This is a genomic window from Burkholderia sp. NRF60-BP8 (assembly GCF_001522585.2).
In the GTDB taxonomy this organism is placed as follows: domain Bacteria; phylum Pseudomonadota; class Gammaproteobacteria; order Burkholderiales; family Burkholderiaceae; genus Burkholderia.
This window is the reverse complement of sequence record NZ_CP013372.1, coordinates 291,700-303,740: the sequence shown is the minus strand read 5'-3', so window position 1 is coordinate 303,740 and position 12,041 is coordinate 291,700. Positions and strand designations below refer to the sequence as shown.

Below are 12,041 nucleotides of genomic sequence, written 5' to 3'. Positions count from 1 at the left end.
TCACCCTCGCGCCTTCAATCGGATCGGCGCATAGGCATGCGCGCCCCAGAAGCGCCGGTTGCGCTGGCACAGTCTCATTTTCACGCGTAGCATGCGCTGAGCGAGACGTTGGTCGTCCTGACGCGTAATCATGCGCATCGTCGCGAACACGGGAATGATCAACAGTACGATTGCGACACCCAAAGGCGCACTCGCCATCAATACCCAGATTGCCGGGATCAGCATGCCGCCAGCGACCATCAACAGCGGTACAAGTGGAACGCCCCATAGCATCGCTGGCCGCGTGCAGCCTTTGAATACGGGGTCGGAGAGTGTGTTCACAATCAGCTCCGTGTTCACGTTAGGCCGTCGGAATCAACATGCCAGCAATGACCGTTGCGCAGCCAACGAAAAGGCCGCCGATGAAAACATGCGCGATATCGCCAAACCGGGCGTGCTGAAACATCATTTTGAAGCCGGCCCAGATGATGGAAATCGAACACACCACCCCGCCCACACCGAGCAACGTGTTCTGAATAGTGATCAGCAAGGTATTGACCTGACTGAGTTGTGCAGATGCCGGAGGGGTTGCCATGACGAGCACGCCGAGCACTGCAATGCGGCGCCAATTCGACGAGATCCACGCAACACACGTTTTTCTCAGTCTCACGTCGCTTATGCTAATTAGGAATACAGATTTCATAATGCACTCCATCCAGCCGAATTCCACCTTCCTTACTCAGAAAATAACGGCACTGCCTTCGACTCCACCGTTATTTTGGCTTCGCGCTGTGTCGTCGTTCGGGTTCGAGGATGGAGGAGACACAGGAGTCGAGCGCCCGCGGCTCTCAGCCCGAGACCCAGTCACACGGTCGCGTATCACCGGAATCGGCTTTGCAGATGACGTCAGCGCAGGAACGAAAGTGTCGCCCGACGCCGCTGCTTCCGTAATCCGTCGCACATATCCGACGCGAAAACCGGTTACGAAATTCCCGCTCGCATAGCACGACAGCGCAGCGCGCAACGCCTCTTGTGGATGGGCATGAATAGGGCGAGCCCGCAGAAAACATGCCCGAAGAATAGCCGCACCAACGCTCAGGTTCCGACAGACGTCGAAGACGGTCCTCGCGGTCAATCCGTAACGAGACCAGTTGTCGCGATTGATTTGCGCGAGGCCGGCGCTGTAGTTCCACCCCGCCGCTTGCAATGCCTTGACCGTGGCGATCGCTTCGTCCTCGCGCCGAGGCTGTCTCACCAAACGGCCATGGACAACACCGATAGCGTAGGGATTGAATCCCGATTCGATTCGTACAATGGCAGCCAACGTCTGCGGGGCGACGGCAGGCGCACACTGCTGAGCCATCGCCACGAAGTCTTGCGTGGTCATCGCCCATCTCCACTCGTGCGGCGCGCGCTGATATTATCGCGTCGACATATCATCAATACGGGCGTACCGGCCGTCCGAATGACAGTCGCACTCTCGGCTCGGCCGCGCACCGGTATCTGGTCCATATTGTCGTTCACGCGCATGATCTGCCCCCTCGCTGTCGGACCCGCGCAAACGATGGCGGGAACACGAGGGTATTCAAGCAGCCGGTAAGCACTGACCCAAACCCGTCTTGTAGACGGGTTTTCCCGTCGGGTTGGCTCTGTATCGCCGATTGAGATCAGTTCGACTCAAACGTTTGCCTGTCCGTTGAACCGTGTCAGTGGCCGACCCCGGTTTGCCGCGCCGCTCGATGCCTGCTCACGTCGCTCCGAAACAGCTGAAGGTCGATTCAGTTTGCGTGAAGTACCGCATCCGAACCGGCTCGTCGCATTGTCCACAAACACCAACAATGCGCGGGCCTGTGCCCGGTCCCGGCACTATCAGGGCCCGCTGCCTAGGCTAACCAGCGGACTGTTAGGGTGGCGGCATCGGCGCAAATTGAAGCCCCAATGTCCAGCTGAAATCTACTTCCATATCGCCATGAACCGAATACTCGGTATGCCGGTGCGTTCAAGTGCGGAGATTTCGACCTAGGCATTACAAGCCTTGTCATACCTGGATTCAGATATCCACCTGAACCGCTTGGATTTCTTGGACAGTGCCGAGCGTTAGTATTCGGTCGTTACAATCGGCAACGCCTGCACACCTCCATCGACTTCCATACCCCTGTCGACTACGAGGCCGCGTTGATCGCCGCATGACTTGCTGTACGTGGAAACGAGACAGGGCCAGGGTCTTGTGAATGGTCGCAAGGGACGAGGCGTAGCTGTCTGCCATATCGTCTTCCGAACCGGGTGATCGTTTCGCGAAATTCATCGACCTCTGGAATTGTATAAAACTCCAAAAATATGGCGACTACATAATAAATCCCACATGCGCCTCCCTGTTCATTATTACAAAATCAGATGATGTTTGATTCTTGACATTCACGAATCGCCCTCCTAGATTTAACCAAACATAAATTCAATAAAGAGCCAACGCAGATCGTTCCGACTTGTAAACCGTTGTCTAACGGAAACGCTTCCTGATTTACAACGTGCACAGCAACCACCGCCTGCCTGTTCGTAACGGGGCGGCGTCATCGGAGGGCAGTCTGCATATGGGTAATGATATGGCTCGTTTCGAATCGCCTCGCTTTCCATTTCAATAATGGCACGAACGCAATTTTCGGCTTCATGTTGGTCGCGGGAATTTAATATCCAATTCCGAAGAAAATATGTTGCATTGCATTGCACCCTGCCGAATCGAATTCCATTTTCGAAGGCAGCTATTTTTTGAATAGCGAATCGCATTCAGGTGAAAGTAAATGAAAAAAATACTGATTCTGGCGGACTCAAACGGTGCTCAGCTTGGGGCCGATACCAAAACCCACGTGCACCAGCCCGGCCCGCTGCTTGGCGAAATTCACGCGCGCGTTCGGCTCGATGACGCCGTGTTCCAGCCACGTGCCGCCCTCCTGTCGGCATCGCCATAACCCGCCGCCCCTATCACCCCGGGATACGGACATGGATGCCTTGAGTGCAATCGACACGCCGGCCGACCTCAGGAAGCTCGCGCGCGCACAATTGCCTGACCTCGCGACCCAACTGCGCGATTTCGTGCTGCACAGCGTCGCCGCCACCGGCAGGCATCTCGCCTCCAATCTCGGTTCCGTCGAACTGGCCATCGCGCTGCACTACATATTCGATACGCCGCGCGATCGCATCGTCTGGGACGTCGGTCACCAGTCCTATCCGCACAAGATCCTGACTGGTCGGCGCGATGCAATGGAGACACTGCGGCAAGGCGGCGGCATTTCCGGTTTTCCGCGTCGCAGCGAATCGCTGTACGACGCGTTCGGCACCGCGCACTCCGGCACGTCGATCTCCGCCGTGCTCGGCATGGCGCATGCCACCCGGATCAACGGCGAAGCGCGGCATTGCGTGGCGGTGATCGGCGACGGCGCGTTGAGCGCCGGCATCGCTTTCGAGGCGATGAACAACCTGGCGGGATGCAAGGACCTGCGCCTTCTCGTCGTGCTGAACGACAACGACATGTCGATTTCGCCCACGGTAGGCGCGCCGCGAGACTGCATCGCAAAGCTGACGGCGAACCGTTTTCTCAATCGACGGAAGGCAGAGGCGAAGTCGGTGCTGCAAGCCATGCCGGCGCCTCTCGCGGGCGCCGCACACCGACTCGAGGCACAAGTGAAGGGGGCGCTGCTGCCTGCCACGCTGTTCGAGGAATTCGGCTTCAATTACGTCGGCCCGATCGACGGCCACGATCTCGACGCGTTTATTCCCGCACTCGAAACGATGCGCACGCTCAAGGGGCCCCAACCGCTCCACGTCATCACCCGCAAGGGGCGCGGCTATGCGCTTGCGGAGAAGGATCCCGTCCTGTATCACGGCCCCGGCAAATTCGATCCCGACGTGGGTATCGTGCCGCCCTCGCCCCCCGGAAAGCCGACTTACACGCAGGTGTTCGGCAACTGGCTGTGCGACGAGGCCGAACGCGATGGCCGTGTCGTGGCGATCACCCCGGCGATGCGTGAAGGGTCGGGGCTGGTCGACTTCGAACGACGCTTCCCGGACCGCTATTTCGACGTCGGCATCGCCGAGCAGCACGCGATCACGTTCGCCGGCGGGCTGGCGGCCGACGGACTGAAACCCGTGGTAGCGATCTACTCGACGTTCCTGCAGCGCGGATACGACCAGTTGATCCACGACATCGCGATCCAACGGCTGCCGGTCACGTTTGCGATCGACCGGGCAGGCATCATCGGCGCGGACGGCGCGACCCACATGGGTGCGTTCGACATTGCGTTCCTGCGATGCATCCAGGATCTCGTTCTCATGGCGCCGGCGGACGAAAACGAGTGCCGCCAGATGCTGCATACCGCGCTCGATCACGATGGTCCCGCGGCCGTGCGCTATCCGCGCGGCTGCGGCCCCGGCGTGCCGCCCGTTCGAGAGATGCAGCCCATCCCGATCGGCAAGGGCGCGGTGATACGTACCTCGTCGCAGCCACCAGGCGCCCGCATCGCAATCCTGGCTTTCGGCTCCATGGTGGGGGCTGGACTGAAAGCCGGCAAGCAACTGGATGCCACGGTGGCGAACATTCGCTTCATCAGACCGCTGGATATCGACCTGGTGCGTACCCTCGCCGACCAGCACGACGTACTCGTCACGGTAGAGGAAGGTTGCATCGCCGGTGGTGCGGGTTCCGCCTGTCTGGAAGTGCTGGCCGCGCATCGTGTGCCGATTCCCGTATTACAACTCGGCCTGCCGGACCAGTTCATCGAGCATGGCGACCCGGCCATGCTGCTGGCCGCCTGCGGCCTCGATGTCGATGGGCTGGTGCGATCCATCGATCGCTTTTTCAATGACGTCGCCGCCTCTTGTCGTTCGCCCCGAACAATGACGCGCATGAGCCTGGTGTCCTAACCCTGCCGCAACCCTTGGCCCGCAACCTTTCCTTCCCACCGGGAGAAAAAGATGGTTCCGCTCTCGAAAGCCCATGACATGATCCGGCAGTACAGCAAGACATGGTATCTGCCCGTAGTCGGCCTGCCGCCCAGGCTGAACGAGGCGGCGTCGTGCGCCTACCTGTGCATGCGCGGCATCGACGAAATCGAGGATCATCCGACCATGGCCGCCGCGGACCGTGCTCGCTTGCTTCGGCGGGTCAGCGCCATCCTGCAAACCCATTTCTCCCCGGCGGATTTTCAGACTGCATTTGAAGGCTATGAGGACGTTCTCCCGCCGGTTTCGCTGCAACTGGGCCAATGGGTCACGCTCGCGCCGATCGACATCGCGCCTCGCGTACTGGACACGTTTTCCGTCATGGCAGAGCGAATGGCGGACTGGGTCGAATCGGATTTCGCGATCCGGACCGAGCAGGACCTGAACCGGTATACCTATGCGGTGGCCGGCACGCTGGTACTGCTACTCAGCGATCTGTGGGGCTGGTTCAATCACACCGATACCAACCGTACCGACGCCATCGGATACGGCCGCGCGCTGCAGGCCGTCAACATCCTGATCGATCGCGACGAAGACACCGGGCGCGGGGTCGATTTCTGGCCGCACGGCTGGGGCTTGCCCGAGATGCTCGGTTATGTCGAGCGAGAGCTCGCACTGGCGCAGGCGTACCTGGACGCGCTGCCGCCAGGCCCCGCGCGCAGCTTTTGCGAACAACCGCTGATCAATGCGCGGCACGCCGCGCTGAATCTGAAGCAAACGCTCGGCGCCGGCAGAGAACCACGCTCTTACGCGACAGCGGATGGATTCGCCGGTCGGCCATGACGGCACCCTGTTCCGCGTTTATCGACATATCGCACCTTTCCCGGAGATTTCAACATGCGCGTCATCCTTGCCGAACCTCGCGGCTTTTGCGCCGGAGTCGTACGCGCAATCGACATTGTCGATCGGGCACTGGAAAAATACGGTGCTCCCGTCTACGTTCGGCACGAAATCGTCCACAACCGGCGAGTCGTAGACGGCCTCAAGCGCAAAGGTGCAGTCTTCGTCGAGTCCCTCGACGACATTCCCGAACAGGCGGTGACCGTGTTCAGTGCCCATGGTGTGGGTCAAATGGTGGAGGCAGAAGCGCGCCAGCGCGGCTTGCATGTGCTCGACGCCACCTGCCCGCTCGTCGCCAAGGTTCACGTCCAGGCCCGGCGTTATGCGTCGCAAGGGAAGACCGTCGTGTTGATCGGGCACGCCGGACACCCCGAAGTCGTCGGCACGCTGGACCAGGCACCGGACGCGACGGTCCTGGTGGAAAGCAAGGCCGATGTGGCGGCCCTGCCGTTTGCCGCCGACGCGCCGCTGGCCTATATCACGCAGACCACACTCAGCGTGGACGACACGCGCGACATCATCTACGCGCTCAAACAGCGATATCCAGGCATCGTCGGCCCGAATGTCCACGACATCTGTTATGCCACGCAGAACCGGCAAACGGCCGTACGCGAGCTTTGCCGCAGAGTCGAACTGATGCTGGTGATTGGCGCCCGCTACAGCTCGAACACCGTACGACTGCACGAGATCGCGCTCGAATCGGGCATCCCTAGCCACTTGATCGCCGATGCCGGTGAGCTGGGGCCGCAGTGGTTCCAGGGCATCGCAACCGTGGGCATCACGTCGGGTGCATCCGCACCCGAAACATTGGTCGACGAGGTAATTGCGGCATTGCGGACGTACACACCGCTGGAGATCGAAACCATGGCCGGACGGCGTGAAACAGCGGTCTTTCCGCTGCCGGCCGAGTTGCTGCACGGCACCGCATCGGCGCTCGCGCCGCATACCTGATCCGCTCGCCGTCCGGCGCGTGGCAAGCCTCGAGCGCCGCGTGACGAGTCATTTGCGCAACCGTCGCATTCGGAGATGTCCCATGCGGAATCCGACCTACCCGATCTTGCCCCGACACAGCCCGGTGGTGGATGCGCGCAGTCCGCTGCCCTACCCGAACGGTTGGTTCGGCGCGTGCTTCAGCCGCGATCTCAAACCAGGCCGCATACAGACCGTTCCATTCATGGGTGGCGAACTTGTCGTCTACCGTACGCAGTCCGGCGCCGCCAAAGCCATCAGCCCGTATTGTCCGCATCTGGGCGCCCATCTCGGCCATGGCGGCAAGGTCGACGGCGAGCATCTCGTCTGCCCGTATCACGGGCTTTCCTTTGCGCCGGGCGGACAATGCCAGCCGGATCGAGACAGCCCGCCCTTGCACGGCGGCCCCCGACTGACCGAATGGCCGCTGCGTGAAGTCAACGGCGTGGTGTTCGTGTGGCACGACGCCGAACGCCGGGCGCCCACGTGGGATGTGCCGGAGCTCGACCTCCGGGCGTTCTCCCGCGCGGACCGGAACACCTTCGACATTCCCGGATACGTACAGGACATCGCCGAAAACGGCATCGACAGGTTGCATCTGGTGCGCGTTCACCAGTTTGCCGACGCGCAGGTCAGCGCCTTTCGGGCCGCGGGTCCCAGACTGACGTACGAGATCACGACGCACGCTTCCAGGCAGTGGCTGCATTTCCGGAACACGTACTGCGGCCTCGGATACATGATCGGCGAAATCGACGTGCCGACGCTGCGCGTGCAGTTGAAGGTGCTCAGTTGCCCGGTTCCGACCGCACCGCTCGAATGGCGCGCCCGGGTACTGAATTTCATTCACGTCGATGCGCTCGACCGGTGGCCAGGCCCGCTGCGACGCGGGCTGCAGGATACGCTGGTGCTGGCGCTCAGGGTGTGGTTCCGATACCAGATCGGCAACGACATCAAGATCTGGAATCACCGCCGCTACAACCACGAAGCCAGGCTGGTGCCCGGCGACGGACCCATCATGGCGTTTCGACGCTGGGCGGCCCAGTTCTACCCGGCCCATGAATCCGTCGCCGATAGCCGTCGAGGCCTCGAGCGCGTGAACGAAACCTGAACGGGAGAGACGAGATGAACTGTCCGGCCATTCCTATCCAGCATCGTTGCGTCACGGTCGAAAAGCGCAGCGTCCAACCGTATCCGAGGGGCTGGTTTGCGGTGTGTTACAGCCACGACGTCAAGTCGGGGGCGGTACGGACCTTCCCGCTCGCCGACGGTGAAATCGTGCTGTACCGGACTCGATCCGGCGTGCTGAACGCAATCAATTCGTATTGTCCGCATTTCGGTGCGCACCTCGGCCACGGCGGCAAAGTGAAGGGCGAAAACCTCGTCTGCCCCTTTCACGGTTATGCGTTCGGGCCCGATGGCGCGTGCCTGCGCCCGAAAAACGAACCCCCATCGCCGGGTCTGCGGTTGAGCAGATGGTACTTGCGTGAAACCGGTGGAATGGCGTGGGTCTGGTACGACTTCGACGGCAATCCACCGATGTGGGATATCCCGGCCTTCGACAGCATGGAATTCTCCCGCACCGTGTACCGCTGTACGGTCATCGCAGGACATATGCAGGATTCGGCCGAAAACGGCGCCGACATGGGCCATATGGCGCACGTTCATCACTTCCGCGCGCCCGTCATGCCGGAGGTGACGATCGATGGCCCCATTATGGTTGCCTACACGAAGACGATGTACGAGAACCGGTGGCCGTTCAACTTCCGCGCCAGTTGGTATGGCATTGGCTATCTGATCGGTGAACTCGAATTTCCCGGCATCGGACTGGAAATCCGGACGCTTGGCGCTTTCACCCAGATCGGGCCGGCCAAATGGACGCTCAGATGGAGTCATGTCGCCCGCATCGCTGCATTCGATGCCCTCCCACGCCTGCTTCGCCTGCTGCTCAACACCCTCGTCGTCAGACTCTATGAACCGTGGTTTCACATGCAGAACATGCGCGACAAGCGCATCTGGGACTACAAGACTCATCGGCCCCACCCTGCCACCACGCCCATGGATCGCTCCGTCCTCGAATATCGGAAATGGGCGGCGCAGTTTTATCCGCCGGAAATGGAGACGGTCGACAGCGTGACGACGAACAGGCCCGGCGTCCCGCGCATTGAACCTGCCCGCATGACATCTCGGAGTGCCGCCCATGAATGATCCGCGCCAGCTCACCCCAGTGCCGGACACCCTGGTGATTCCCGAGCGCTATTGCCCGCTGCTTCAGGACGTCAATCCCATGCGTGCGCAACTCGACGCGAGCATCGAAGCCTGGGTTCAGAAATTCGGGTTGGTACGGACGGAGCGCGAGTGGACCTTGTTCCATGCGGCGCAAACGGGCTTGCTGACATCCCTCTGCTATCCGCGCATGCCGTTCGAGACGCTGGAACCCGCCGGCCATCTGTGCACATGGATCCTGCAGTTCGACGAGTCCGGGTTCGAAGGCCCGGCCAGCCGGGGCGATTTCTCGCAAACGACGGCCAATCTCGCCCGCTTCCAAAAAATCGCCGATGCGCCGCAGCAGCCCCTCGACGTTCAGGAACCGTATTGGGTCGCGTTGCAGGACATCCTGCTTCGGCTGCACAAGGTCGCCACTGGCGAGCAGCTCTACCGATTCGACATGGGTATCCTGCGCTGGCTGCACGGCAACGGGTGCGAACTCGGCTACCGCGTCAAGGGAACCATGCCCACGTTGCAGGATTTCCTGGTGATCCGCGGCAACACGGCCGGGTCGAGCCTGTTCGCGTCGATGATCGACATGGGCAGCGACCGACCGATTTCGAGCGCACATTGGGGCAGCCCCGCGCTGCGCGAGCTGAACCTGCTCGGCGATTTTCTGTACGGCATCGACAACGACATCGCGAGCTACCTGCGCGATGCGCAATCGCCCCGGCAACTGCGCTGGAACGTCGTGGATGTGCTGGCTCACGAATACGGTATATCCGCGGAGCACGCGATCCAACGTGCCTGCGACATGCACCGCGAAAAGATGCAGCAGACGGCCGATCTCTGCAGCAGCTTGCGCCAGCATCCGGATACTGGCGTCCGAGAGTTCGCCACCGACTTCGAATACATGATGTCGGGGCCGTGGAAGTGGTACCAGATGATTAACCGATATCGGGTGGTTGACGAGTTCTGATTGAGAGCCTTAAGAAGGCTCGGCACGAATCAGACCGAATATGCGTGGCCATTTTCGAGTCCGGTCGGATCTGGTCTGCCAAGCCTTACGCAGCGCATACTGGCAACGCAAACCCAGGCCCGGATTACTGCTGCATTCGGATAGGGGCAGCCAATACGCCAGTCGAGCACATAGGAATCTAGCCGCCGAATTCGGCATGACAGTCTCGATGAGCCGGCGTGCCAACGCGTGGGACAACGCGCCGATGGAGAGCTTCTTTAAAACTCTGAAGGTCGAGCGCATTTACCAAACGCGCTACGAAACCCGCGCTCAGGCTCGCCTGGACATCGTCGACTGGATCGAAGGCTATTACAATCGGCAGCGCATGCACACGTCGATCGACTACCTCACTCCCGTCGAATACGAAACCCGACGCGACGCTGCATGACATGCTGAACGTGAAAACGAGGCAGGGTCAATCCGGGTGGGCGTGGATTGTGCGGACAGTGTCTGCACAATCCGGTCTGCAGGCCACGTCAAGTAAAAAGCTCGCCTCTGCGCGAGATTGCGCCATCCGAAACCACGACCGAATCACTCTGACAGCCCGGCGCCCAAACGGCGGATCACCGCGTCGCCATAAGCGGGCCGCCCCTTCCCGCCCTGCTCGAACTCAACGATTCGTCGCCCGATCTCCCAATATGTCGCCGTCATCAGGGCGTTCACCGTGCGAGCCGTCGCTTCGCGCGACGACGCAACTACATCGGCAATTTCACGGTGCAGTCCGGCATAAGCGGCCTGCCCGACATCGAGCTGCGTCACAGTGCGTTCACCGCGTCCTTAAACGCCTCGCGCCGTAGCCCAGTATCACCGACTCCGTCATTTCCCGCAGGATAGCTTCCGCTACTTCACCGTTGCCAATGGCATGAACAATGCCAGCGGGTCGCTAGTCAGCGGCGCGAAGCCGAAATGCCGGTAGAACGCCGCCGCCGTTTCGTCCTTTGCGTCGACCGTCAGAGCCACCGCAGCGATTTCGGACTTTGCGGCACGTTGCAGCGCGTTGACCAGCAGCGCTGCGCCGAGTCGCCTGCCGCGATATGCCTGATCGACGGCCAGGCGCCCCATGCGCACCACCGGGATCGCCGGGATCGCAGGATAACGGGGCAACTTGCGTGCGATGGCGTGCGGCAAATCCGTGAGCGCGACGCTCGCGGCAGACAGTGTGTAGTAGCCCGCGACGACGTTGCCGTCGAGCATCACGAAACAAGCGGCCACCCTGCGGCGTACGTCCTGCGTAACCACCTCGCGCAGATATCGATCAAGCGCGGGCGTGCCGCATGCGAATCGAGATCGATCATGAGCCGCCTCAAGGGCGGCCACTACCAACTGCGCACCGCTCATGCGTTACGCAGCAGTTGATCGTGAAGATCGATCGTTCGCTTGAGCGCGTCGACCGGCTCGGCGGGCGTCAGGATCGCGTGTGCGAACCGTTCCGATTCCGCGACCGACAGGCGGATCACTTCCGCGTCGGCAATCGCGCGTTGCGCTGCCTCCCGGGCGGCCGAGACGACGAAATCGGACATCGTGCGCCCCTGAATCTCGGCAGCGCGCCGGATCGCCGCGTGCACATCCGTTTCGATGCGGGCCTCAAATCGTGTGGTAGCCATGGTCACTCACCTCCTGACGCCATTGTACGGAAAATTGCCGAGTCACTATCGCGCAAATTGAAAATGCAGGGCGACGTGTTTGACGCATCGCGAAGTCTCTTCGCACCCGTAGACCAAAATAATGTCGTCAAATTACGGGCCGGAAGCCTTGATCCGCGAGGGTTCCGGAGTGACGGAACTACATTGCGCTATGTGACGGTCATCCGCTACCAGAAAGGCTTTGGCGGGCCGCCCAGCGCTTCGCCGTGGGTCGAATGGGTGCGCCAGCGTGGCGGCTGGTGGAGCAGCCCCCTGAAACACCGGACATAGCCTCTCTATATGAACGCCTCCCCTTTGCGAAGGGTTTTCGTGTGCTCTGACTGCGACAGGATGGGTTGCAGCTTTATATCCGGGCTTGTTGCAGCCTGATACGCTGCGGCCCACCATGAAGTCCG

13 protein-coding genes and 1 pseudogene are annotated in these 12,041 nt (G+C 61.0%); 8 read left to right on the top strand and 6 right to left on the bottom strand.

Annotated elements, in window-relative coordinates; all coding sequences use genetic code 11:
* Genes WS54_RS01345 through WS54_RS01335 form a run of 3 tightly spaced genes read right to left on the bottom strand, consistent with a single transcriptional unit; the run spans window position 1 to window position 1,366 of the window.
* On the bottom strand, window positions 1-321 hold the full coding sequence (locus WS54_RS01345; RefSeq protein WP_153188209.1) for a type IV secretion system protein VirB3: 321 nt from the start codon (window positions 319-321) through the stop codon (window positions 1-3).
* Between the two features lie 19 nt (window positions 322-340).
* Complete coding sequence (locus WS54_RS01340; RefSeq protein WP_059781577.1) at window positions 341-694, bottom strand: TrbC/VirB2 family protein; 354 nt, start codon at window positions 692-694, stop codon at window positions 341-343.
* Between the two features lie 24 nt (window positions 695-718).
* Window positions 719-1,366 carry a lytic transglycosylase domain-containing protein gene (locus WS54_RS01335; RefSeq protein WP_082725083.1) on the bottom strand — a complete coding sequence of 216 codons (648 nt, stop codon included), beginning with the start codon at window positions 1,364-1,366 and terminating at the stop codon, window positions 719-721.
* 1,408 nt (window positions 1,367-2,774) lie between these two features.
* Here WS54_RS01335 and WS54_RS33485 point away from each other — a divergent pair.
* The 8 genes and pseudogenes from WS54_RS33485 to WS54_RS01300 form a co-directional block, all read left to right on the top strand.
* Window positions 2,775-2,942 carry a hypothetical protein gene (locus WS54_RS33485; RefSeq protein ID WP_159086623.1) on the top strand — a complete coding sequence of 56 codons (168 nt, stop codon included), beginning with the start codon at window positions 2,775-2,777 and terminating at the stop codon, window positions 2,940-2,942.
* A gap of 31 nt (window positions 2,943-2,973) precedes the next feature.
* Window positions 2,974-4,893, top strand: a complete 1,920-nt coding sequence (dxs, locus tag WS54_RS01330) for a 1-deoxy-D-xylulose-5-phosphate synthase (protein WP_059781579.1) — start codon at window positions 2,974-2,976, stop codon at window positions 4,891-4,893.
* Window positions 4,894-4,944: 51 nt separating this feature from the next.
* Complete coding sequence (locus WS54_RS01325; RefSeq protein WP_006479011.1) at window positions 4,945-5,754, top strand: squalene/phytoene synthase family protein; 810 nt, start codon at window positions 4,945-4,947, stop codon at window positions 5,752-5,754.
* A gap of 54 nt (window positions 5,755-5,808) precedes the next feature.
* On the top strand, window positions 5,809-6,762 hold the full coding sequence (gene ispH / locus WS54_RS01320) for a 4-hydroxy-3-methylbut-2-enyl diphosphate reductase (protein WP_059781582.1): 954 nt from the start codon (window positions 5,809-5,811) through the stop codon (window positions 6,760-6,762).
* 82 nt (window positions 6,763-6,844) lie between these two features.
* Entirely contained in the window at window positions 6,845-7,888 is a 1,044-nt protein-coding gene (locus WS54_RS01315) for a Rieske 2Fe-2S domain-containing protein (protein WP_082725084.1), read from the top strand.
* Window positions 7,889-7,902: 14 nt separating this feature from the next.
* Window positions 7,903-8,985 (top strand): Rieske 2Fe-2S domain-containing protein, encoded by a 1,083-nt coding sequence (locus WS54_RS01310; protein WP_082725085.1) that lies wholly within the window; start codon window positions 7,903-7,905, stop codon window positions 8,983-8,985.
* On the top strand, window positions 8,978-9,964 hold the full coding sequence (locus WS54_RS01305) for a terpene synthase family protein (RefSeq protein WP_159086622.1): 987 nt from the start codon (window positions 8,978-8,980) through the stop codon (window positions 9,962-9,964). The genes WS54_RS01310 and WS54_RS01305 overlap by 8 nt, the downstream gene beginning before the upstream one ends.
* Window positions 9,965-10,019: 55 nt before the next feature.
* A pseudogene (locus WS54_RS01300) lies at window positions 10,020-10,391 on the top strand (IS3 family transposase); the annotation flags it as partial.
* Window positions 10,392-10,534: 143 nt separating this feature from the next.
* Here the strand turns inward: WS54_RS01300 and WS54_RS34500 are convergent.
* From WS54_RS34500 to WS54_RS01285, 3 genes are all read right to left on the bottom strand, one after another.
* Window positions 10,535-10,762, bottom strand: coding sequence for a DUF1016 N-terminal domain-containing protein (locus tag WS54_RS34500; RefSeq protein ID WP_011548488.1), 228 nt, complete (start codon window positions 10,760-10,762; stop codon window positions 10,535-10,537).
* 81 nt (window positions 10,763-10,843) lie between these two features.
* Window positions 10,844-11,341 carry a GNAT family N-acetyltransferase gene (locus WS54_RS01290; RefSeq protein WP_059781592.1) on the bottom strand — a complete coding sequence of 166 codons (498 nt, stop codon included), beginning with the start codon at window positions 11,339-11,341 and terminating at the stop codon, window positions 10,844-10,846.
* Window positions 11,338-11,607: a type II toxin-antitoxin system TacA family antitoxin gene (locus WS54_RS01285; protein WP_059781595.1), complete on the bottom strand. Its 270-nt coding sequence runs from the start codon at window positions 11,605-11,607 to the stop codon at window positions 11,338-11,340. Before WS54_RS01285 ends, WS54_RS01290 begins: the two co-directional genes overlap by 4 nt.
* Window positions 11,608-12,041: the final 434 nt, after the last annotated feature.